General features: G+C 39.0%; 25 protein-coding genes and 1 tRNA gene. 9 read left to right on the top strand and 17 right to left on the bottom strand.

Features of this window, described 5'->3' with window-relative positions:
• Positions 1-305: 305 nt before the first annotated feature.
• The 3 genes from DQL14_RS05370 to der all read right to left on the bottom strand — a co-directional run bounded on the left by DQL14_RS05370 (position 306) and on the right by der (position 2,256).
• A tRNA-Arg gene (locus DQL14_RS05370) sits at positions 306-382 on the bottom strand.
• A gap of 62 nt (positions 383-444) precedes the next feature.
• On the bottom strand, positions 445-729 hold the full coding sequence (locus DQL14_RS05365; protein ID WP_001029061.1) for an HU family DNA-binding protein: 285 nt from the start codon (positions 727-729) through the stop codon (positions 445-447).
• A gap of 141 nt (positions 730-870) precedes the next feature.
• On the bottom strand, positions 871-2,256 hold the full coding sequence (der, locus tag DQL14_RS05360) for a ribosome biogenesis GTPase Der (RefSeq protein WP_108169006.1): 1,386 nt from the start codon (positions 2,254-2,256) through the stop codon (positions 871-873).
• Between the two features lie 76 nt (positions 2,257-2,332).
• Between der and DQL14_RS05355 the strand changes: the two genes are divergently transcribed.
• From DQL14_RS05355 to DQL14_RS05325, 7 genes are all read left to right on the top strand, one after another.
• Entirely contained in the window at positions 2,333-3,211 is an 879-nt protein-coding gene (locus tag DQL14_RS05355) for a hypothetical protein (protein WP_108169005.1), read from the top strand.
• Between the two features lie 87 nt (positions 3,212-3,298).
• The gene (locus DQL14_RS05350; RefSeq protein WP_108169004.1) at positions 3,299-4,087 is read left to right on the top strand and encodes a spermidine synthase; all 789 of its coding nucleotides are present in this window, start codon (positions 3,299-3,301) and stop codon (positions 4,085-4,087) included.
• Position 4,088: 1 nt separating this feature from the next.
• A complete protein-coding gene (coaE, locus tag DQL14_RS05345) occupies positions 4,089-4,679 on the top strand; it encodes a dephospho-CoA kinase (RefSeq protein ID WP_108169003.1) in 591 nt (196 codons plus the stop codon).
• Positions 4,680-4,737: 58 nt separating this feature from the next.
• Positions 4,738-6,099, top strand: coding sequence for an Asp-tRNA(Asn)/Glu-tRNA(Gln) amidotransferase subunit GatA (gatA, locus tag DQL14_RS05340; RefSeq protein WP_108169002.1), 1,362 nt, complete (start codon positions 4,738-4,740; stop codon positions 6,097-6,099).
• A gap of 9 nt (positions 6,100-6,108) precedes the next feature.
• On the top strand, positions 6,109-7,554 hold the full coding sequence (gene guaB / locus DQL14_RS05335) for an IMP dehydrogenase (protein ID WP_001221734.1): 1,446 nt from the start codon (positions 6,109-6,111) through the stop codon (positions 7,552-7,554).
• A 121-nt stretch (positions 7,555-7,675) separates the two neighbouring features.
• Entirely contained in the window at positions 7,676-8,356 is a 681-nt protein-coding gene (locus DQL14_RS05330) for a F0F1 ATP synthase subunit A (protein WP_000401225.1), read from the top strand.
• A gap of 321 nt (positions 8,357-8,677) precedes the next feature.
• Positions 8,678-8,926: an RNA-binding protein gene (locus DQL14_RS05325; RefSeq protein ID WP_000790555.1), complete on the top strand. Its 249-nt coding sequence runs from the start codon at positions 8,678-8,680 to the stop codon at positions 8,924-8,926.
• A 218-nt stretch (positions 8,927-9,144) separates the two neighbouring features.
• Here the strand turns inward: DQL14_RS05325 and DQL14_RS05320 are convergent, their stop codons facing one another.
• The 7 genes from DQL14_RS05320 to DQL14_RS05290 form a co-directional block, all read right to left on the bottom strand.
• Positions 9,145-9,966 carry a glycosyltransferase family 25 protein gene (locus tag DQL14_RS05320; RefSeq protein ID WP_108169001.1) on the bottom strand — a complete coding sequence of 274 codons (822 nt, stop codon included), beginning with the start codon at positions 9,964-9,966 and terminating at the stop codon, positions 9,145-9,147.
• Between the two features lie 207 nt (positions 9,967-10,173).
• On the bottom strand, positions 10,174-11,109 hold the full coding sequence (gene trxB, locus DQL14_RS05315) for a thioredoxin-disulfide reductase (RefSeq protein ID WP_108169000.1): 936 nt from the start codon (positions 11,107-11,109) through the stop codon (positions 10,174-10,176).
• A 5-nt stretch (positions 11,110-11,114) separates the two neighbouring features.
• Positions 11,115-11,435, bottom strand: coding sequence for a thioredoxin (gene trxA / locus DQL14_RS05310; protein ID WP_000020199.1), 321 nt, complete (start codon positions 11,433-11,435; stop codon positions 11,115-11,117).
• Between the two features lie 88 nt (positions 11,436-11,523).
• On the bottom strand, positions 11,524-11,868 hold the full coding sequence (locus tag DQL14_RS05305) for a YraN family protein (protein ID WP_001211718.1): 345 nt from the start codon (positions 11,866-11,868) through the stop codon (positions 11,524-11,526).
• Entirely contained in the window at positions 11,869-13,134 is a 1,266-nt protein-coding gene (locus DQL14_RS05300; protein WP_108168999.1) for a homoserine dehydrogenase, read from the bottom strand.
• Positions 13,135-13,144: 10 nt separating this feature from the next.
• A complete protein-coding gene (gene uvrC / locus DQL14_RS05295; protein WP_108168998.1) occupies positions 13,145-14,929 on the bottom strand; it encodes an excinuclease ABC subunit UvrC in 1,785 nt (594 codons plus the stop codon).
• Positions 14,930-15,391 carry a hypothetical protein gene (locus DQL14_RS05290; RefSeq protein WP_000437179.1) on the bottom strand — a complete coding sequence of 154 codons (462 nt, stop codon included), beginning with the start codon at positions 15,389-15,391 and terminating at the stop codon, positions 14,930-14,932.
• Between DQL14_RS05290 and DQL14_RS05285 the strand changes: the two genes are divergently transcribed.
• Complete coding sequence (locus DQL14_RS05285; protein ID WP_001912514.1) at positions 15,383-15,562, top strand: hypothetical protein; 180 nt, start codon at positions 15,383-15,385, stop codon at positions 15,560-15,562. The genes DQL14_RS05290 and DQL14_RS05285 overlap by 9 nt on opposite strands.
• Before the next feature lie 11 nt (positions 15,563-15,573).
• On the opposite strand, the gene egtV is transcribed toward DQL14_RS05285, so the two are convergent.
• The 7 genes from egtV to DQL14_RS05250 all read right to left on the bottom strand — a co-directional run bounded on the left by egtV (position 15,574) and on the right by DQL14_RS05250 (position 21,334).
• On the bottom strand, positions 15,574-16,215 hold the full coding sequence (gene egtV, locus DQL14_RS05280; RefSeq protein ID WP_108168997.1) for an ergothioneine transport ATP-binding protein EgtV: 642 nt from the start codon (positions 16,213-16,215) through the stop codon (positions 15,574-15,576).
• Position 16,216: 1 nt separating this feature from the next.
• Entirely contained in the window at positions 16,217-17,878 is a 1,662-nt protein-coding gene (gene egtU / locus DQL14_RS05275; RefSeq protein WP_108168996.1) for an ergothioneine transport permease/ergothioneine binding protein EgtU, read from the bottom strand.
• A 68-nt stretch (positions 17,879-17,946) separates the two neighbouring features.
• Positions 17,947-18,384, bottom strand: a complete 438-nt coding sequence (locus DQL14_RS05270) for a hypothetical protein (RefSeq protein WP_001883762.1) — start codon at positions 18,382-18,384, stop codon at positions 17,947-17,949.
• A gap of 5 nt (positions 18,385-18,389) precedes the next feature.
• The gene (gene motB / locus DQL14_RS05265) at positions 18,390-19,157 is read right to left on the bottom strand and encodes a flagellar motor protein MotB (RefSeq protein WP_108168995.1); all 768 of its coding nucleotides are present in this window, start codon (positions 19,155-19,157) and stop codon (positions 18,390-18,392) included.
• Between the two features lie 2 nt (positions 19,158-19,159).
• Positions 19,160-19,933 carry a flagellar motor stator protein MotA gene (gene motA / locus DQL14_RS05260; protein WP_000366185.1) on the bottom strand — a complete coding sequence of 258 codons (774 nt, stop codon included), beginning with the start codon at positions 19,931-19,933 and terminating at the stop codon, positions 19,160-19,162.
• A gap of 15 nt (positions 19,934-19,948) precedes the next feature.
• On the bottom strand, positions 19,949-20,716 hold the full coding sequence (locus tag DQL14_RS05255) for a HesA/MoeB/ThiF family protein (protein ID WP_108168994.1): 768 nt from the start codon (positions 20,714-20,716) through the stop codon (positions 19,949-19,951).
• Positions 20,717-21,334: an MBL fold metallo-hydrolase gene (locus DQL14_RS05250; protein ID WP_033588491.1), complete on the bottom strand. Its 618-nt coding sequence runs from the start codon at positions 21,332-21,334 to the stop codon at positions 20,717-20,719.
• 132 nt (positions 21,335-21,466) lie between these two features.
• On the opposite strand from DQL14_RS05250, the gene DQL14_RS05245 reads away from it, so the two are divergent.
• On the top strand, positions 21,467-22,477 hold the full coding sequence (locus tag DQL14_RS05245) for a class I SAM-dependent methyltransferase (RefSeq protein ID WP_108168993.1): 1,011 nt from the start codon (positions 21,467-21,469) through the stop codon (positions 22,475-22,477).
• Positions 22,478-22,593 lie beyond the last annotated feature (116 nt).

Here is a 22,593-nt window from a genome sequence, read left to right as displayed (position 1 = left end):
ATTTTTTTAAGGGGTAGGGGCATTTTGAAAAATCCTCCCCTACAACCCACAACTAAAAACCCCTAAAGAGCGTTTTTTTAAGAGATTACGGCTTGCTTTTTGTAAGATCTTTTTAATTGCAAAAAATGCTTTGAATATTTTTTAAATAAGATGAGAAATAAAATAATTGTTTTGAGCGCTTCTTTAAAGAATAAAGTAAAAATTTTTTAAAATGATTCAAAAAGGGTTTTTAATTTCTTTTAATCACTAACCTTTTTTAAAAAAACGATTATTTTAAATTCCTATGGTAGTGAAAATAATGCGAGTGGTGTCCTTGGCGGGATTCGAACCCACGACCTTACGATTAGGAATCATACGCTCTATCCAGCTGAGCTACAAGGACATTTTATAAGAAAGCAAGAAGCTTACCATCTATTGATAAGCCCCTTGCTGAGTGGATCAAATTTACTTGCCTTCTTCAACTTTTTGTTTAAGGATTTTACCGGGTTTGAATTTAGGCACTCGTTTGTCTTCGGTTTTATAAGTTTTATCGCTTCCTGGCACTTTACCCTCTTTGCCTTTTTGCTCTGCGGTTTCAAATTTGCCAAAACCAATCAATTCCACGCTCTCACCCTTGCTTAAAGCTGTTTCTACCGCCAGAGTAAAGGCGTTGATCGCTTCTTCGGCTTCTCTTTTGCTGTTGTATTTACCCGCTTCTTTAACCAAATCAATAAATTCCGCTTTGTTCATGTGGATAACCCCTTTTCTAATAGATGCCAAAACCAAGCGATCTAAACGCTTAGCCTAGCTGATTGAGCGGTAATTATAATCAAATCCTAAAGATAAATCAAGCAAAAACGCTTTTTTAAGGGGGTTTAACGCATAAAAAATTTAATTTTGTTGGGCGCTTTTTTTATCTTTAGCGTTAAGGATTAAAGGCGTGCCTAAAAAATTAAATTCTTTCCTTAAGGTGTTGATCAAATAGCGTTTGTAACTGAAATGCAAGGCTTTAGGGCGATTCATTATAAGAGAGATTTGAGGGGGTTTGGTGGCAAATTGCGTGGCGTAATACACTTTCACTAATTTCCCTCCATCGCTTGGCAAGGGGTGTCTTTGAGTGGCTTGAAAAATCACGCTATTGAGCAAGCTTGTGGGAATGCGTTTAGAAAAACACTCATAGACTTCTATAATTTTATGCTTGATTTCATCTATATGGTGCGCTTTTAAGCAGCTGGTTGTGATCACAGGGGCGTATTCTAAAAAGCGGAATTTCCTTTTTAAGGTTGCCATGATCTCTTCATAAGGGGCGTAGCGGATGTCCCATTTGTTTAAAATGAGAATGATGCCTAAAGAGTGTTTATCCGCTAAGGAGCTGATCTTTTCGTCCAATTCCACAAAAGGAGCGCTCACGTCTAAAACTAAAAGCGCGATGTGGGATTTTTCTAAGGCTTTTTGCGTGCGTTCTAGCGCGTATTTTTCAATGCCTAAGATTTTACCCCTATGCCTGATTCCAGCGGTATCCACGAAGCAGATTTTTTGATCGCCTATTAGAATGGTTTCATCTATGGGGTCAATGGTCGTGCCAGCCACGCTAGAGACAAGGCTCCTTTCTTTTTTCGTGAGCGCGTTTAAAAGCGAGCTTTTGCCCACATTCACCCTCCCAATGATGCCTACTTGAATGATCTCTTCTTCTTTAGTTTCTTCTTCTGGTGCGTTATTTTCTAAGCTTTCTAAAATATCCGCATCCAAATCCTGCTCTATGATTTGGTTTAAATCCAGCGCCCTCAATATTGCATCAATTAATGCGTTAATGCCTCTATTGTGCGAAACGGAGATGTTAAAACTCTTGGGAATGCCAAAAGAAGAAAACGCATAAGCTCGCTCTTTTTCTTTGTCGTTATCAATCTTATTGATCACTAAAAAGCAGTTAGGGTTGATCTTAAAAACCTCTCTAAAAAGCTTGATGTCTTCATCGCTAGGGATAGACTTGCCATCCACAACGTATAAAATCAAATCGCTCATTTGAGCGGCTTTTAAATTAATGGCTTTGATTTCTTTAGACAAAAGAGCGCCTTTAGCCATGCCCCCTGTATCTAGCAATTCCACTTCATGGCCATTCAATGCGATTTTTCGTTTGTTAATGTCTCGTGTAGTGCCTGCAAAATCTGAAGTGATAGCGATCCTTTCTCTAGCTAAGCGGTTAAATAACGAGCTTTTCCCCACATTAGGCTGGCCTAAAATCGCAATGGTTTTTAAAGTTTTAGGGCTTGTATTCATCTTTTTTATCGCTTCAATTTAATCAAAATTAGATTACAATATTATAGTTATTTAAAGCTTAAATAAGGGTCTAGCGTTGTTTTTAGTCAAAAAAATAGGCGTGGTAATAATGATTTTAGTCTGCTTTTTAGCTTGCTCGCAAGAGAGCTTTATTAAGTTGCAAAAAAAAGCCCAAGAGCAAGAAAATGACGGCTCTAAACGCCCCAGCTATGTGGATTCGGATTATGAAGTCTTTAGCGAAACGATTTTTTTAAAAAACATGGTGTATCAGCCTACAGAAGAAAGAGATTCTTTCGCCCAACTGACTAAAGATGAAAACGATTCTTTTAACCCCGAAACTTCTGTGATTTTATTGAATGAGCCAAGCGATAACGATACAAAAAACCCGCCCTTATACCAAAATGAGTCTAATACTAACACTGCCAATAACGATGCAAAAAACCCATTCCTTTACAAACCGAAAAGAAAAACAAAAGATCCAAAGCTCATTGAATATTCCCAACAAAATTTCTACCCCCTAAAAAACGGGGATATTATGATGAGTAAAGAAGGGGATCAATGGTTGATAGAAATCAAATCCAAAGCCTTGAAGCGGTTTTTAAAAGATCAAAATGACAAAGATCGCCAGATCCAAACTTTCACTTTTAATGACACTAAAACGCAAATCGCGCAATTTAAGGGCAAAATTTCTTCGTATGTTTATACCACCAATAACAGCGATTTGAGTTTAAGGCCCTTTTATGAATCCTTTCTCTTAGAAAAAAAGAGCGATGATCTTTATACGATAGGGGATAAGGCTTTAGACGCCATTGAGGTTTCAAAGTGTCAAATGGTGTTAAAAAAGCATTCAACCGACAAATTAGACAGCCAGCATAAAGCCATCAGTATTGATTTGGATTTTAAAAAAGAGCGCTTTAAGAGCGATACGGAACTTTTTTTAGAATGCCAAAGCTAGGCTTTTGTTACAATAATTTAGATTTTTTAGCTAGCATGTTAGCAATTCATAAGGCATGGATTTAAAAAAGTAAGCTAAGGAGTGTTTATGTGGATCACCCAAGAAATCACGCCGTATTTGCGTAAAGAATACACCATAGAAGCGAAATTATTAGATGTTAGAAGCGAGCATAATATCTTAGAGATTTTTAAATCTAAGGATTTTGGTGAAATTGCGATGCTTAATTGCCAATTGCTGTTTAAAAACTTTCTCCACATTGAAAGCGAGTTGCTCGCTCATATGGGGGGTTGCACTAAAAAAGAGCTTAAAGAGGTTTTGATTGTGGATGGGTTTGATTTGGAATTAGCCCACCAGCTTTTTAAATACGACACGCATATCGATTTTGTGCAAGCGGATGAAAAGATTTTGGATAGCTTCATTAGTTTTTTCCCCCATTTCCATGAAGTGAAAAACAATAAGAATTTCACGCACGCTAAACAACTCTTAGATTTAGACATTAAAAAATACGATTTGATCCTTTGCTTGCAAGAGCCGGATATTCATAAAATGGATGGTTTAAAAAGAATGCTTAAAGAAGATGGGGTGTTTATTTCGGTAGCCAAACACCCATTATTAGAGCATGTGAGCATGCAAAACGCCCTTAAAAACATGGGCGACTTTTTTTCTGTTGCCATGCCTTTTGTAGCACCTTTAAGGATTTTGAGCAATAAGGGTTATATTTACGCTTCTTTTAAAACCCACCCCTTAAAAGATTTAATGGTGCCAAAAATAGAAGCGCTAAAAAGCGTGAGATACTATAACGAAGACATTCATAGGGCCGCGTTCGCTTTGCCTAAAAATTTACAAGAAGTCTTTAAAGACAATATCAAATCTTAAAATGGTTTTAAAAAACGCTATCGCTCTGACAGGGGGGATAGGCACCGGTAAAAGCACCACCATTAAAATATTAGAATCGCAAGGCTATGAGATTTTAGATGCGGATAAGATCGCTCACCAATTATTGCAAGAGCACCGGTTTAAAATCGCCCAACATTTTGGATCAGAGATTTTAGAAAAAGATATTTTAAACAGAAAAAAACTTGGCGCGATCGTGTTTCAAAAGGCTAATGAGTTAAAATGGCTAGAGGATTTTTTACACCCCTTAATCCGTGAATGCATGCTTAAAAAAGCCTATGAATTAGAAAAAAATCATCAAGCGTATTTTTTAGACATCCCTTTATTTTTTGAAGTGGGGGGTAAAAAATGCTATCCTGTGAGTAAAGTGGTTTTAATCTATGCGCCTAGGTCCTTACAGATTGAGCGCCTTTTAGAGCGAGACAAACTCAAAGAAGCCGAAATCTTGCAGCGCTTAGCTTGTCAAATGGATATAGAGCAAAAACGCACCATGAGCGATTACATTATAGACAACAGCTCCAGTTTAAAAGATTTAAATAAGCAGGTTGAACGCTTTTTAAAAACGCTCTTATAAGCTCGTTTTGTCTCTAAGCATGTTAAACTACCATTAAATTTTTTGTAAGGCTAAACACATGATCACTTTAAAACAAGCCCTTTCTTTATCCCAAGATGAATTAGAAACCCTTAAAAACGAAATTGACGCTAAGGTTAGAGCTTCAGATTTGAACGCTTATATTAAAGCCCCTAGCCTTAATGGCGCTAGCGCTAAAGGCGTGCCGATCCTTATTAAAGACAATATCAGCGTTAAGGGGTGGGAAATCACTTGCTCCAGTAAGATTTTAAAAGGCTATATCGCTCCTTATCATGCGAGCGTGATGGAAAACTTGCACCAAAACAGCATGGCAGGGTTTGGGCTTTCTAACATGGACGAGTTTGCGATGGGAAGCACCACAGAGTCTAGTTGCTATGGGATCACTAAAAACCCACGAGATAAAAACAGAGTGCCTGGAGGGAGTAGCGGAGGAAGCGCGGCAGCCGTGGCGGGTGGCTTAGCGGTGGCGGCTTTAGGGAGCGATACGGGCGGGTCTATCAGGCAGCCGGCGAGCTATTGTGGGTGCGTGGGGTTAAAACCCACTTATGGGAGGGTGAGCCGTTATGGTTTGATCGCGTATTGTTCTAGTTTTGATCAAATCGGACCTATCACGCAAAATGTAGAAGACGCTTCTATTTTATTTGACGCTATTAGCGGGCATGATAATAAGGACTCCACGAGCGCCAATCTCAAACCCACGCAAACCTTTAAAAACCTTAACAGAGACAAACGCTTTAAAATCGCTGTCTTAAGAGATCACATTAAAGATGCGAGCAATGAAGTGCAACTCGCTTATGAAAACACCCTTAAAGCCTTGAAAGAAATGGGGCATGATATTGTGGAAAAAAAGATGTTGGATTCGCATTATCAAATCTCTATCTATTATATTATCAGCATGGCTGAAGCGAGTTCGAATCTGGCCAGATTTGATGGGGTTCGTTACGGGAGGAGGGCTCAAAATGTTAAAGATTTGAAAGAATTGTATCTCAAAAGCCGCAGTGAAGGTTTTGGCGATGAGGTGAAACGGCGCATCATGCTAGGGAATTTTGTCTTAAGCAGCGGGTATTATGATGCTTATTATTTGAAAGCCCAGCAAATGCGTTTGATGATTAAAGAGCAATACAACAAGATTTTTGAAGAAGTGGATTTGATTTTCACCCCTGTAGCTCCTACGACCGCTCACTTATTCAATTACCATGCAAGCCCTTTAGAAATGTATTTGAGCGATATTTACACGATTGGGGCGAATTTGAGCGGTTTGCCGGCTCTTTCTTTACCGGTCGCTAAAGATCCTTTAGGCTTGCCCATAGGGATGCAATTCATTGCTAAGGCTTTTGATGAGCAAAGCCTTTTAGATGTTTCTTACGCTTTAGAGCAAGAATTAGATTTAAAATTAGATTAAGGATAGAAAATGAGAATTTTACAAAGGGCTTTGACTTTTGAAGACGTGTTGATGGTGCCTAGAAAATCCAGCGTTTTACCTAAAGATGTGAGCTTAAAGTCCCGCCTAACCAAAAACATTAGTTTGAATATCCCCTTTATTAGCGCAGCTATGGATACGGTTACAGAGCATAAAACCGCTATCGCTATGGCGCGCCTTGGGGGTATTGGCATCGTGCATAAAAACATGGATATTCAAACGCAAGTCAAAGAAATCACTAAGGTTAAAAAAAGCGAGAGCGGGGTGATTAATGATCCTATTTTTATCCATGCGCACAGGACTCTAGCGGACGCTAAAGTCATAACGGATAATTACAAGATTTCAGGCGTGCCTGTGGTAGATGATAAGGGGTTGTTGATTGGGATTTTAACCAACAGAGATGTGCGCTTTGAAACCGATTTGAGTAAAAAAGTGGGCGATGTGATGACTAAAATGCCTTTAGTTACCGCTCATGTGGGTATCAGTTTAGATGAAGCGAGCGATTTGATGCACAAGCATAAGATTGAAAAATTGCCCATTGTGGATAAAGATAATGTTTTAAAAGGCTTGATTACGATTAAAGACATTCAAAAACGCATTGAATACCCTGAGGCTAATAAAGATGATTTTGGGCGCTTGAGAGTGGGGGCGGCTATTGGAGTGGGGCAGTTGGATAGGGCTGAAATGTTAGTTAAAGCCGGGGTGGATGCGTTGGTGTTGGATAGTGCACATGGGCATTCAGCTAATATTTTACACACTTTAGAAGAGATTAAAAAAAGCTTGGTGGTGGATGTGATTGTGGGGAATGTGGTTACTAAAGAGGCCACAAGCGATTTGATTAGCGCGGGAGCGGACGCTGTTAAAGTGGGTATTGGGCCAGGAAGCATTTGCACCACTAGGATTGTGGCTGGAGTGGGAATGCCCCAAGTGAGCGCGATTGATAATTGCGTAGAAGTGGCGTCTAAATTTGATATTCCTGTGATTGCAGATGGAGGGATCCGCTATTCAGGCGATGTGGCTAAGGCTTTAGCTTTGGGGGCATCAAGCGTGATGATAGGCTCTTTACTCGCTGGCACAGAAGAATCTCCTGGGGATTTTATGATCTATCAAGGGAGGCAATATAAAAGCTATAGGGGCATGGGCAGCATTGGGGCTATGACAAAAGGGAGTTCTGATAGGTATTTTCAAGAGGGCGTGGCGAGTGAAAAATTAGTCCCTGAAGGCATTGAAGGGCGTGTGCCTTATCGTGGTAAGGTTTCGGATATGATTTTCCAATTAGTAGGGGGCGTGCGCTCTTCTATGGGGTATCAGGGAGCGAAAAATATTTTGGAATTGTATCAAAACGCTGAATTTGTAGAAATCACTAGCGCGGGGTTAAAAGAAAGCCATGTGCATGGCGTGGATATTACCAAAGAAGCCCCTAATTATTATGGGTGAATTGTAAAAGAAAACAAGACAAATCGTTAAAAAACTCGTTAAAAAGCTTGATTTAATGAGTTTTTAAAACTTAATTGCTACAATTAAGGAAATTTTCAATAAGGCTTAGAGAAACTTTTTCATGGAACACAGAGTATTTACTATTGCTAATTTTTTTAGCTCCAATCATGATTTTATCACCGGGTTTTTTGTCGTTTTGACAGCGGTTTTGATGTTTTTAATTTCGCTTGGCGCGTCGCGCAAAATGCAAATGGTGCCTATGGGTTTGCAGAATGTGTATGAGAGCATCATTAGCGCGATTTTGAGCGTGGCTAAGGATATTATAGGCGAAGAATTAGCCCGCAAATACTTCCCACTAGCAGGCACGATCGCTTTATATGTCTTTTTTTCTAACATGATAGGCATCATTCCTGGTTTTGAATCCCCTACGGCCAGTTGGAGCTTCACGCTGGTTTTAGCGCTGATTGTGTTTTTTTATTACCATTTTGAAGGCATTAGAGTGCAGGGCTTTTTTAAGTATTTCGCTCATTTTGCAGGCCCTGTGAAATGGCTCGCTCCTTTCATGTTCCCTATTGAGATCATCTCGCATTTTTCTAGGATCGTGTCTTTATCGTTTCGTTTGTTTGGGAATATCAAGGGCGATGACATGTTCTTGCTCATCATGCTCTTGTTAGTGCCTTGGGCTGTTCCTGTAGCGCCCTTTATGGTCTTGTTTTTTATGGGGATTTTACAAGCTTTTGTTTTTATGATCCTCACTTATGTGTATTTGGCAGGGGCTGTTTTAACCGATGAAGGGCATTAAGCAAAATGTTCTTGTTTGGCTTTAATAATGTTTTTTAAAACTTTGTTTTATGGTAAAGCTTAAAAGGATAGGGGGGTGGTTTTGAAACCATATTCCCCTTATCCTTTGATAACGCTTTTTAAAATTACCGCTTGCTTGTGTAAGTTCTATTTTATTATCAATACCCAATTTTAATAGCTTTTATAATTTTTTAAGCAATCATTAGATAAAATCCACCATACTTCTGTTTTGGATGTGTTTGGGTTTTAGAAGTGTTACTTTTTTATAACTTTTTCATATTCTTATGGGTATGTTGTCATTTTTTTACCGGAGAATTTTATCTTGAAAAACATTTATGTAGGGAATTTGGTTTATAGCGCTACCAGTGAGCAAGTCAAGGAGCTTTTCAGTCAATTTGGCAAAGTTTTTAATGTCAAGCTGATTTATGACAGAGAAACGAAGAAACCTAAAGGTTTTGGCTTTGTAGAAATGCAAGAAGAGGGCGTTAGGGAAGCGATTGCTAAATTGGACAATACGGATTTTATGGGCAGAACGATTAGGGTAACCGAAGCCAATCCTAAAAAGTCTTAATCTTAAAGCATTAGAAAATTAGAAATAATTTTCTAATGCGCTTCATTTTCTTAATGCGTCTTATTTAGATTGCTTATAGAAGCTAATAAGGGGTTAAAAACCCTTTTAAAATCCATTTAAAAATTGTAATCCATTTTTAAAAAGGCGGTTAAGTTTTGTTCTAATCAAACAAGGACAACTAAAATTTTAAAACGCTCTTTAGTATTTTTTATTATTGATTATACAAACTGCCAATATTTCAAATATTTGAAATGGAGTTCTCTCATTAGGGCGATTTTAGGGCTATAGGGTTCTTCTTTTCGCGCTATCGTAGAGATTTGCTCATCATCAGCGATCACAAAAGGTTGTAACACCAGATTTTTCACGCCATGGATAAAAGTAGCGTCCATTATCGTATCCACAGGAACAACCCATTTTCGGCTGCATTTCAAAAAAACTTTGGCAATCTTAGGCGTGATCACATAGCCTTGAGTCCCCACCCCTTCGCTATAAGCTTTAATGATCCTCACACGCTCTTGTATCTCGTGGTTTTTATGGCTCAATGGCTCACTTTTCACACTGGCATCATACAATAAATGCATCAAGCGGATATAGCCTAACTCTTGGATGTGTTTTTCTAAAAAATCCAAGCCCTCTTTAAAATCCTCTTTCAAGGTTATATCGTCTTCTAAAATACAGATCGCTTCATTGAGTTCTATGCATTTTTCCCACAAGGAATAATGACTCGCATAGCACCCAAGCTCCCCCAAGCTCATAAACTTCGCATGGTATTTTAAAGCGTAATAAAACTTAGAAACCTCACTGATGAGATTGGTTGTAATCCCCATGTCTTTGATGTTTTGCGTGATGAAATAAGGGTGTAAATGCTTTTTCACTAAGGGGTGCAACCCGCCTTCAAAAGTTTTAGAATAAATCGCATCAAAAATTTGCACTTGGTGGTGGGTGGCATTGATGCTATTGAGTAAAGTCGTGGTGTCTCTAAAAACCAAACCAAATTTATCGCACACTTTTTGATTTAAAGAAATGATAAAAACACGCAAAGCTTAGACTCCCATAATTTTTAATAGAGTATATCGTTTTTAGGCTCTGTTTTACAATAAAACTTTTTTAAATTTGATATTCCATATCCAACTAAAAACCAACACCATGCGAATAAAATCGCATCACGGCTACAAAAAAGTTTTAAAAAATCCAATGAATGTTTGAGCGAGAACTCATAACCCTAAATCTAGGGTTATAAGCTTGATTTAATGGTGTTCTAAATAAGAAATCACGCTTAAGGCTGCCGTAGCGCCATCGCTTGCAGCACAAACCACTTGTTTAGGGGCAAAAATGCGAATATCTCCTGCTGCAAACAAGCCTTGAACATTCGTTTTCATGGAAAAATCCACGACTATAGAGCCGTATTCATCGCATTTGCACAGCATAGAGCCGTCTTCTTGTTTTAACACAGCGTTATTCACATCATAACCCACAAAAATAAAAAAACCCGGCACAACTAATTCTCTTGTTTCGTTAGTGGCTGTGTTTTTAATGCTTAAAGAAGACACGCCAGAAGCATCGCCCTTGATTTCTTCCACCACATAAGGGGTTAAAAACTCAATCTTATCATTGTTTTTAGCATGTTCTAAAGTGATAGGCGCACACCTAAAACCATCTCTTCTGTGGATGAGATAGACTTTTTTGCAGATGTTGGCTAGATAAATCGCCTCTTCTACGGCGGTATCGCCTCCACCAAGCACCGCTACTTCTTTATTTTTGTAAAAGAAGCCATCGCATGTCGCACAAGTGCTAACGCCTTTACCCCAATATTCCGACTCGCCCTTGATGCCTGTGCGTTTAGGGCTACCACCGGTAGCGACAATCACGCTCTTAGCTTCAAAAGTCTTGCCATCTTCTGCCAAAATAACAAAATGAGAGTCTTTTTTAGAAACCCTTTGAACAGCGGTCATTTCATGCTTTAAGCCAAAGCGGAAACACTGCTCTTGCCATGGCTGCATGAAATCCAACCCGCTCACCACTTCCTTAACACCCGGATAGTTTTCAATCTCACTACTGCCAGTGATTTGCCCCCCAGGCATTCCTTTCTCAAACAAAACGGCGTTTTTAACACCGCCTCTAGTGGCATAAAGCCCCGCGCTCAAACCTGCAGGACCACCTCCAATAATCGCGCAATCTATCATGGCTATTAGCCTAAAAGTTTGTTCAATTGCTCTTTTAAAGCAACTTTAGTTTGCACACCCACCAGCTGATGAACGACTTCGCCATCTTTTGTGAATAAAAGCGTAGGAATGCTCCTGATACCAAATTTCGCACTCAATTCTTCTTGCTCATCGGTATTGACTTTACAAATCTTAGCCTTACCTTCATATTCGCTAGCTAATTCATCAATCACAGGGGATAGCATCTTACAAGGACCACACCATGGCGCCCAAAAATCCACTAACGCAACCCCTTTTTTAATGGTGCTTTCAAAATTTTCTTCAGTTAATTCAATATAGTGACTCATTAGTTACTCCTAAATATATGATTTTGATTAACGAGAATTATATTAGCTTAAGAATGTTAATGAAATCGCATTTACTTTCTGTAAAAATCTAAAAAGTGATATTTTCTAAAAGCTCAAATTTACCATTTTTCACAATAAGAGCGTCTATGCAAAAATCGCTATTGGGATCTTTTTGGGACAAATAACAGCGGATCGTTTTAATCATCTTTTTTAATTTGCTCGGCGTGATCGCATAAATGGGATCAAAATTTTCCCCGCTTTTGACTTCAATGAAATGCAAAACCCCTTTTTTCAAAGCGATAATATCAATTTCGCCAAATTGTGAAAAAAAGTTCCTTTCCACCATTTCAAAACCCAGCGTCTTTAAAAATCCGCAAGCTTCTTCTTCAGCCTTTAAGCCCTTTTCTCTATGTTTGTTGTTCAAAAAGCGCATTCAATTTTCCAAACGAATCATCTTGGGGGTATCCAACACGCTTTGTAAATTTTCAAGCTCTTTAAGGGCGTTCAGCATAGACTTTTCGTTGGTGGTGTGCGTGGAAAATAAGATTTTAGCCTTGTTGGAATGCGGGATTTCTTTTTGTAAGACATTGTTGAGCGAAATATCATTTTGGGCTAAAATCGCGCTAATTTGAGAAAAAACCCCTTTTTCATCGCTCACTAACAAACGCGCATAATAAGCGCATTGGATTTCTTCTTTGGGTTTTAGGGGGAGTTTTTGAGGGGTTTCAAAGCCTAGCATTAAAGAGCTTTTTTTCCTTGCGATTTCTATAATATCGCTAATGACTGCGCTTGCGGTAGGCTCTCCTCCAGCCCCAGCCCCATAATACAAAGTTTCGCCCACCTTATCCCCTATGACGCTGATAGCGTTCATCACCCCATCCACTTTAGAGAGCATGCATTCGTTTTTAATCATGCTTGGATGCACCCTTAATTCAATGCAATCTGGGTGTTTTTTAGCGATGCCTAAAAGTTTAATGCTATAACCAAACTCTTTAGCAAACTCCATGTCATCTGGCTCTATTTTTTCAATGCCTTCAATCAAGATTTCTTCTAATTTCGCATCAATGCCATAGGCTAAAGACGCTAAAATCAATAATTTGTGCGCCGCATCAATGCCTTTAATGTCAAATTCAGGGTTCAATTCCGCATAGCCTAAATGTTGCGCGTCTTTCAAAGCGTCCTTAAAGCTCGCTTGATTTTTAAACATCTGGCTTAAAATGTAATTGCTCGTGCCGTTTAAAATCCCTTTAAAAGAAAGGATATGATTAGCGCTCAAGCCGTCTTTTAAAGCCTTGATAATGGGGATACCCCCACACACGCTCGCTTCAAAGCCTATGGGGGTGTTTTTAGCGGTTTGCTCTAATTCATAGCGGTGGTACGCTAACATGGCTTTATTGGCTGTAACGAAGGCTTTTTGTTTGGCTAAAGTTTTTTTAGCTAAAAGATAAGGCGCTTCCACCCCACCCATAAGCTCCACGATAATATCAATTTCTTTATCTTCTATTAGGCTTTCTAAATCATTACTGATTTCAAAAGCATAGCCTTTGTGCTTTTTCACATCTCGCACCACCGCTTTTTTAATTTTAATTTCCACGCCGGCTCTGTCTTTGATGATTTCTTGATTTTCTTGTAAGATTTTAGCGACCGCGCTCCCCACACACCCTAAACCCACAAGCCCTATATTCAATCTTTTTTTCATGCCTTTTCCTTTAGATTCGTTTTTTTAAAACGGCGTTTTTTTCCTGATCGCTCGCTTTTTCTATCGCTTCAAAATTCCCAAAATAATCCAATAATTTTTTCACACTAGCTTCTCCTATACCCTTTTCTTTTAAAAGAGCGATTTGTTTCATGTTTTTAAGTTTAGTGGATCTATGGAAGTTTATCGCATACCGGTGGCTTTCATCGCGCAATTTTTGCACCCACTGCAAGTGTTTGTCGCTAGGGAGCAATTTAAAAGTATCGTTAGCGGTGTGGATAATGTCTTTAGCGCCCCCTTTAGAGCGATAAGCTTTAGAATCCCTTTTTTCTTTAGAAATAGCGATCACTTCTACAAAACTCCCGCTGCTTTTTAAAATTTCTAAAGCGATGTTTAATTGCCCCCTCCCTCCATCGATCACCCATAAATTAGGCGGTGGCTCTTTGGCAAAGTCTAAAGCCCTTCTGGTGAGCAATTCGCTCATTTGATCGTATTCATTAGAGCCTTTTAAATGGTAGCGCCGGTAAGAGTTTTTTTGGAAGGCGTTATTTTCATACACGACCATTCCCCCCACGCATTGGCTGTTGGCATGGTGGCTTGTGTCAAAAATTTCCACCCTATAAGGCATGCACTCTAATTTGAAGAGCGATCGCGCTTCTTCTAAAATCAGATCCTCATTAGAGGTTTTTTCTTGGCTAAAAATCTCTTGAGCGTTTTTCATAGCGATTTCTATTAAAGCGAGCTTATCGCCTTTTTTAGGAATGCTAAGAGCGATTTTTTTAGAGTATTGGTGGGAGATAAATTCTTGCAATTCTTTAAGCGCTTCATTAGAGCAAGCGTTCAATAAAATCTGTTCTGGTATCAAAGGCAAATGCGATTGGTAATGATTGATAATGGCTTGTTTCATCGCTTCATCAGTGTCAAACCCATTGAGAGAGTGGATTTTTTCAAACGTTGAAGAAATGATTTTACCCCCACGCATAAACATTTTCACTAACACCGCTTTATTGCTTGCACCATAAAAAGCAAAAATATCCAAATCATAGAGTTTGGCTAAATCCATGCAAGTGAAAGGGGCGATTTTTTGGATTTTTGCAATCCTGTCCCTGTAAATGAGGGCTTCTTCAAAACGCAAATTGCTAGAAAGGCACTCCATTTTCAATTCAAGCTCTTTGATGAGTTTGTCTTTATTTTCAATCATTTCTAAACATTCTTTAGCGATTTTTGAATACTCTTCTTTGGTGATTTTATCCTCGCATGGGGCTTTACAACGCTCTATTTGATAAAACATGCATGCCTTTTTATCCTTGATGCAATTTTTCTTTTGAACCAACGGGAGCAATTCATACAAGCTGTCTAAAATATCCTTAGCCCCGCTCGTAAAAGGGCCAAAATATTTAACGCCAGGCTGTTTTAAAATTTTTCGTGTGATTAAAGGGATAGGGAAATCAGTGGAAAAATCCATATAAATATAAGGGTAAGTTTTATCGTCTCTTAAAAGAATGTTGTATTTGGGCTTGAGCTGCTTGATTAAAGAGTTTTCTAAAATCAAAGCGTCTTGCTCATTTTCCACTAAAATGGTTTCTAAAAAAGCGATTTGTTTGACCATCATTTGGATGCGTAAGCTGGCGCGATGGTTGGGCGTGATTTCATTATTACGGATGGAAAAATAGCTTTTGATGCGTTTTTTTAAATTTTTCGCCTTACCGATATAGAGTAATTGGCGGTTTTTATCAAAATATTGATACACGCCGCTGCTGTTAGGAAGGTTTTTCAAACTGGACAATAAATCAGCCATTCATTCCTCAAAAAAACTTCGTTGGTAGTGGATCAAAGCGCGCGCTTTTTCAAAACATTCATGCAAACGAGCGTCTTTAATGGGGTTATGGAACAACCCTAAAGCGCTAGGGCGAAAAAAACGGGCTTGTTTTTTAATGGGGGCATAAAAATTGGCTTTTTTTAGTGCGTCTTTAGGCACATAACCTAAAATTTCTAACCCATTCAACCCGTCAAACCCATAAGCATGCCCTTGCGTGTTTAAAAAATGGCTGATTTCTTTAGCGAATCGCTGGTTAAATTCCTTAGAAGCCCAAAGATCTTTAAACGCAAAAAGCAATTTGGAGTCTTTTATGAAGATAAAAAGCAAATTTTCTTGTAAACTTAAAGGCATAAAAACCTTAAGCTTTTTGAGTTTCAAAAGGGTTTCAAGCTTTTTATAAGACTTTTTTTGAATGAGTAAGGAGAAAATATTTTGTTCCATAAACTGATCTTAACATGCTTTTTAACGCTTGTAGCAATAACGATTCAAGCTTGCGGCTATAAAGCCCCCCCATTCAATGAAAAACCCGCTAAAAAAACTTCAAACAGCTCTAATTCTTCTATGCAAACGCCCACCAACAGCACCACGCCAGAATTTTTAAATCAGCCTTAAAATCATGGCTCTTATTTAAAGGCTTTGATTTCTAGGGTTTTTGTGGCTAACTTTTGCGCCTCGCTCTCATCATGCGTTACCATAATGAAAGTAGCGCAAGAATTTTGGTGGATCTCTTTGATGAGATCTTGCAAATTCTTACGATTAAAACTATCTAAAGCGCTAAAAGGCTCGTCTAATAAAATGAGTTCTGGCTTGTGGATAATCCCCCTAATAATGCCCACTCTTTGGGCTTGCCCCCCACTCAATTCATTAGGGAATTTATCCATAAGGCTCTCATCTAACCCCATTTTTAACGCTAAGGCTTTGGCTTCTTTTTGAGCGGCTTGTTTGTTTATGCCTTGTAAATTAAGGCAAAAGGTCATGTTTTGCATGGCGTTTAAATGGGGGAATAAGGAATTGCCTTGAGCGATATAGCCTATTTTTTGGCGTAAAAAAGCGTTGTTTGAAAGGGTCTCATTAAAGATTTTAACGCTCCCCAAACTGGGTTTTAAAAGCCCTAAAATCAAGCCTAAAAGCGTGCTTTTACCGCTCCCGCTCTCCCCTAAAACGCATAAAAAATCCCCTTCTTGAATGCTTAAATTAAAATCTTTAAAAATCGCGCGATTGTGGTAGTTAAAAGACACATTCTCTATTGTAACGATTTCTTTCATGCTATAACCCCAAGCTTTCTAAAAAATCTTTAGCTACGATTTTAGGGCTTTTTTTCAACACTTCCACCTGATAGTTTAAATCCTGCATCATCTCATCGTTAATTTTTGAATCCAATTTTTCTAAGATTTCTAGTGCTTCAGGATATTTTTTTACTATTTCTTTTCTTATAACAATACCGGCCTGATAATTAGGGAAAAACCCTTTATCATCCTTAAGCACCTTTAAATCCAACTCTTTGATTTGAGCGTCTGTGGTGAAGACATCTAAAGCGTTGATTTTATGGGATTCAAAACTTTTATAACGCAAATTAATATCCATTTCATGCAAACTTCTAAAATGAAAGCGATAAACTTTCACTAAGCCCTTAAAAGCGTCCTCTCTTTCAAAAAAGTCAAACTCCGCTCCAAAATCAAAATTCGGGCTATGAAAGGCTAAATCGCTGAAAGTTTCAATCGCGTATTTTTGAGCGTCTTCTTTGGAAATCGCTAAAGAATAGGTGTTGTTAAAGCCCAAAAGCCCCACCCATAAAAGATTAAATTCCTTCTCATAACGCTTTTTAATCGTTTCAAAATCCACTTTTTGAGTCAAAGGGTTTTTGAGCGTGTTCACCCAAGCGGTGCCGGTATATTCCACATACAAATCAAAATCGCCCCTAATCAATGCCGGATGGATATTCATCGTCCCCCCACCAATGCCAAACGCTCGCTTGATAGGGATATGGTGTTTTTCTAACAAAAGGCTTAAAATCTCGCCCAAAATATACTGCTCGCTGCTAGGTTTTGTCGCCACGACTAAGGGCTTTTCTTCTATGGCGTTTCTAGGAATGAGCCATAAAGCGCTCGCTAGCAATAAAAAAAGAAACACCGCTAAATTAGTATAAACTCTTCTTTTTTGTTTTTGGGTAGCGTTTTGAGAAAATAGGCGTTGCAAAGCGTTTTCATGCTGAAAGACGCTCACGAATTTATCCGCTAAAACACTAAAAAAAGCTATGATCAAACTACCCGCCACTAAAAGCGTGGTGTTTTGCGTGTTTAGCCCTCTAAAGATCGCCTGCCCTAAGCCCCCAGCCCCAATGAGCGCCCCAATCCCAGCCATCGCCACTAGCATCACCACCGCAATCCTTAAACCCGCTAAAATTTGGGGGATAGCGAGCAAGAATCGCACTTTAAAAAACAACTCTTTGGGGTTACACCCTAGCCCAACAGCGGCCTTAATGACCTCTTCTCTCACCTCTTTTAAAGCGTTATAAGTGCTATGGACAATGGGCAATAAGCCGTATAAGACCAACACTAAAAGCGCGTTTTTTAACCCCACCCCAATCACAGGAATGAATAACGCGAATAACGCTAGCGATGGGATGGTGTAGAGGAAATTCACCACAGGGAGCAAAAACGCCCTGGCCTTTGAGTTATAAAACACAAAAGCCCCAATCAAAACCCCAAACACCAGCACGAGAAAACCAGAAAGCGCAACGATGATAAAATGCTGTGCGAGCAAGTCTATAAAGTAAATAAAGCGATCATGAAATTCTTTTATCAAATATTTTACCATGCTTATTTTTAACACCATAGCAACTAAATGCTGCGTAGCCACATCTATAGAATGGAGCAACCATTCATACAATTCTTTGATCAATTGTTTAAAAATGCCCATGCTTGGCATTATAACCAAACTTATTTGAATAAAGGGGTTTTAAAACGCTAAAGGCATTCTTTAATGTTGGTTGCAGGTTAAAACTGAAAGGTGCGTTTGCCTAAATTCGTGCTCACTTCTATCCATAGTGGCTGGTTTTCGCATAAAATTTCATAGGCTACGCTTTGATTCCTCACTAAAGAAACGCTTTTAGGCGTGGGGTAGAGCGAGCAAGAACGCCCTTGATTGATGTCAATCTTTAAAATAACCACGCTCTCCACTACAGCGCTCACCTTCAAATAATACGACTCTCTAGCCCCTTGCCATTCTAAATAGGGCGTTTCTTGGGGGACAATCTCTAACGCTACTAAAGGGCTTTGAGCCAGTTTTAAGCGCGTTTTTTGCTCCTGCTCTTTTAACTCTTGTTCTCTGTTGATCCCCTTATCAATCAAATCAAAAAGGTTTGAAGAAGCGTCCTTCTCTCTAGCAGTAAGGCTCGCTAACAACAAAAAGATTGACAAAAAAATTCGTTTCATGCGATTCATTCTTGGTGGGGATTGAATTCTTCATCTAAAATAGAATGGATCTTACTCAAATCGTTCGCATCGGTTGAAAAAAAGATTTCCACACGATTGTTTTTCATTCTGTTTTCTAGGGAGTCATTAGGCGCGATAGGGTTGGTAGAGCCGTAAGAAGAAAAAGACAATTGGTTAGGATCCACGCCGTATTGTATAAGGACTTTCATCACCCTATAAGCGCGATTGGCGGCTAATTCATAATGGCTTTTAAAACGGGTTTTAGTTAAAGGCGTATTATCCGTAAAGCCTCTCACATTGATATGCACCCTTTTAGGGAGTTTTTGAATGATTTTAGCGATCCGTTCAAGATAAAGCATCATGTCTTGATTGATAGCATCTGAAGTGGCGTTTTCAAATAATAAACTAGAGGGGAGCTTTAAAATAGAGCCTTGATCAATTTGCTCTAAAACACTGCCTTCGCCTTTGCGAGCGATAATGGCTTTTGTTTCGGTATTTTGCGAAGCCGGCTTGGAGCTTTCGCTCGCCATTTGCTCTTCTTCTTTCCCTGAATCAGGCGGGATCACTACAACCGGCTGCATCGCCTCTGGCTTGGGAGCGTAATTAAAAATCTTAATAAATTCGGTTTTTAAGGCTTCCACTTTGGATTTATTGACCGCTGAAATGGCATAAAGAGCGATAAAAAGCGCGAGCAACAACGACAAAAAGTCCGCATAAGGAACCGCCCATTTTTCGCCGGCGGGGCATTCGGTGGGTTTGTTTTTCTTAGCCATCTTTAACCCTCAAATTGGGATTTTTTAGGCTCACCGGGAGCGATGTAGTTTAAGAGTTTGTTTTCTAAATCCCTTGGGTTTTCCCCATTAGCGATGCCTAAAATCCCCTCTAAAAGAACGGTTTTTTCTTTGATAATGTCTTTAGACTTAGCCTTGAGCTTATGCCCAAAAGGGCCAAAAATCGCATAAGAACACATAATCCCTGTAACAGTAGCCGTAAAAGCCCCAGCGATCCCTGCTGCCATTTCAGCCGGGTTGTCTAGTTTTTGTAAGGCTAGCATAAGCCCCATAACCGCCCCCACTAACCCCATAGTAGGAGCGGTCTCACCGGCCGTCTCCCAATAATGAGCGGCGCCGTGGTAATACTCTTCCATTTCTTCAATACTGATTTCTAAGCTTTCCTTAACGGATTTTAAATCCTTGCCATCTATAATCATAGACAAACCATTACGGGTGAAATCGTCTTCAATTTGCGCCACTCGCCCCTCCAAACTCAACACCCCATCTTTTCTAGCCAGAGTGGCTAATTCCACTAAATTTTTAATGGTTTCGTTTAAATTGATTTTAGGGTTTAAAAAAACAATTTTTATCTCTTTGTAAGCGGCTTTTACGTAACGCGCATGCGTGCCTGTCATGGCGGCAAAAAGCGAAGTAGGCACGATGATGATGACTGAACTCAAATGGATAATGTGCAACGGGTTGCCATCTTCTAAAATATCGCCTAGCGAAATAGAAGCGACCGCCAATACCAAGCCTAGTATGGTTGATAAATCCAAAACTTACCCCTTAATCTAAATTTCATAATCCTGTAAATGCGTGATTTTATGCGTGCCACAAACCCTACATTCAGGGTTTTTGGGTGCTTGAATTTTTTTAAAATCCATCGTTTTAATATCGGCTATAAGTAAAGTATTTATAAGTAAAGTTTCAAATCCTAAAAAATATTTAAGGCATTCGCTCGCTTGGATGCACCCTAAAACTCCAGGTAAGACCCCAAAAAGCCCTGAAATAGGATTTAATCCCTTTTTAGGGGGCTTATCAAAAACACACGCTAAGCATGCGCTATGGGGTAAAACGCTCATGCTTTGCCCCCTGTATTTTAAAACCCCGGCATGCGAATAGGGTTTTTGGGCTAACACGCAAGCGTCATTGATCAAAAATTTAGCGTTGAAATTGTCTGTAGCGTCTATGATGAAATCATAAGGCTCTATAAGAGAAAGAGCGTTATGAGCCTTAAAGCGTTCTTCAAAAGCCTCTATTTCAATACCAGCATTGAGTTGTTTTAAGCGCGCTTTCGCGCTAGAGGCTTTAGGTTGGTTTAAAAAATCCTGTGAATGGATGATTTGGCGTTGCAAATTACTCATATCCACCACATCAAAATCTACAATGCCTATTTTTCCTACCCCAGCGGCACACAAATACATCAAAACCGCCGATCCAAGACCCCCAGCCCCAACGACTAAAACGCTAGATTTTAAAAGCTTCAATTGGCCTTCTTCGCCCACATCTTCTAGCATGATATGGCGCAAATAACGCTCTTTTTCTAGCCGGCTTAACAATTAAGCCATCCTTGAAACCCAAATTTTAGAATGCTCTCTTTCAGCAAAAAAACTCGTCTTATCCCCATGCCCTGGATAAATCTCTATGTCTTTAGGGAAATCTAAATTTTGAAACCTTAACAGGGACTCTTTCATGTCTTTTTCATTAGAATAAGGGAAATCATAGCGGCCAATGCTGCGATAAAAAATAAAATCCCCGCTAAAAATCACCCCTTCTATTTCTATGATAGAGCAACCGGGCGTGTGTCCGGGAAAATGCCAGTATTTAATGGTAGTGTTTGCTATCTCTAAAGTGGTGCAACCCTTATTGCAAGGCACGCTAAAATTGGGGCTAAAAACCGGCATGCCTAAATGGAAAATATCATTTTCTAGCATAAAAACATCGTCTTTGGGGGCGTAAATGGGGGTGTTTTTAAGGAGTTTTGACAATTGAGCGCTATCCCATACATGATCATAATGCCCATGCGTGATTAAAATCGCCTTAGGGTTTTTGGCGTTTTCTAACACCCATTCGCTGCTAGAAAATCCGGGATCGATAATAAAATCTATCCCACTAGAAAGCTTCACAATATAAGCGTTTTCTTCCACCGCCCCGCATTCTCGCCTTAAAATTTCCAAACTCCAAACTCCCTTCAAACTAGTTTTAAAAAGTCATCATGATTGAAAATCATAGCGCAAAAATAAGGCGATTTTGACTAGAATAGCGCTTCTGTTATTGTTGGTTGAGATGAGTTTAATGAAAGGAAAATCGTGCGATCGTTTGGGAATTACATGCAAGAGTGGCTTTATGGAGAAAAGGGGTATTACAAAAAAGCACTAATCGGTCAAAAAGGGGATTTTTACACTTCGGTGTCTTTGAGCAAGTTTTTTGGAGGCGCTGTTGCGTTTTATATCATCAAGCTTTTAGAAGAAGAAAAATTATTTTTGCCTTTAAAAATTGTAGAAATTGGCTCTCATCATGGGCATTTTTTGAGCGATATAGCCAGTTTTTTAAACGCTTTGAGCGTGGGCGTAATGGAAAAATGCACGTTTGTCAGCTGCGAACCTTTAAAGGAATTGCAAAAACTCCAACGAACCATTTTCAAACAAGCCACGCAATTGGATCTGATGATCTGCGATCTAAAAGCTCTAGATTTCAAGGGGAATAAAAGCGCGTTTGTTGTCTCTAATGAATTGTTTGACGCGTTCGCTTGCGAGATCATTAAAGATAACCAAATGCTTTTTATTACCCATGATCATAAGGGCGTTTGGGGCAATATTGATGAACCCACTAAAGAACTTCTTAAAAATTTGAATTTAAAACAAGGGTGCGCGCCGTTATTTTTAGAGGCTTTCATTAAGGATTTGTTAGAAAAATTGAATGAGGCTTCTTCTTGGGTGTTTTTGAGCTTTGATTATGGCGATGAATTAGAGCGAAAAGACATGCATTTAAGGGCCTTTAAAAACCACCAAGTATTAGATTTTAAGGATATTTTAAACAATTTAGCTTCTTTGTATCAAAAGAGCGATTTGACCTATGATGTCAATTTTTCTTTAGTGCGTTTTTTGTTTGAAAAACACCATGCAAAATTTTCATTTTTTAAAACGCAGGCTAACGCTTTATTGGATATGGGGCTTATGGAATTGTTAGAAACATTTTCAAAGAGCGTGGGTTATGAAAGGTATTTAAAAGAAGCGGCTAAAATCAAGCCACTAATTAGCCCTGGGGGCTTGGGGGAGCGTTTCAAAGCGTTAGAGTTTGTGAAAAAAAATAAAATGTAAATTAAAAGCATTTTGGCAATCTAATAATAATTAATAAAATAAAGAGTTTGCGTATTTTTAAAGGGGAAAAAGGGGGGGATTGGTATCTTGGATTTTAGAATATTAAACACTAAGCA

It is taken from the genome of Helicobacter pylori NCTC 11637 = CCUG 17874 = ATCC 43504 = JCM 12093, from assembly GCF_900478295.1.
Lineage (GTDB): Bacteria > Campylobacterota > Campylobacteria > Campylobacterales > Helicobacteraceae > Helicobacter > Helicobacter pylori.
This window is presented reverse-complemented; position numbering and strand designations above follow the sequence as displayed.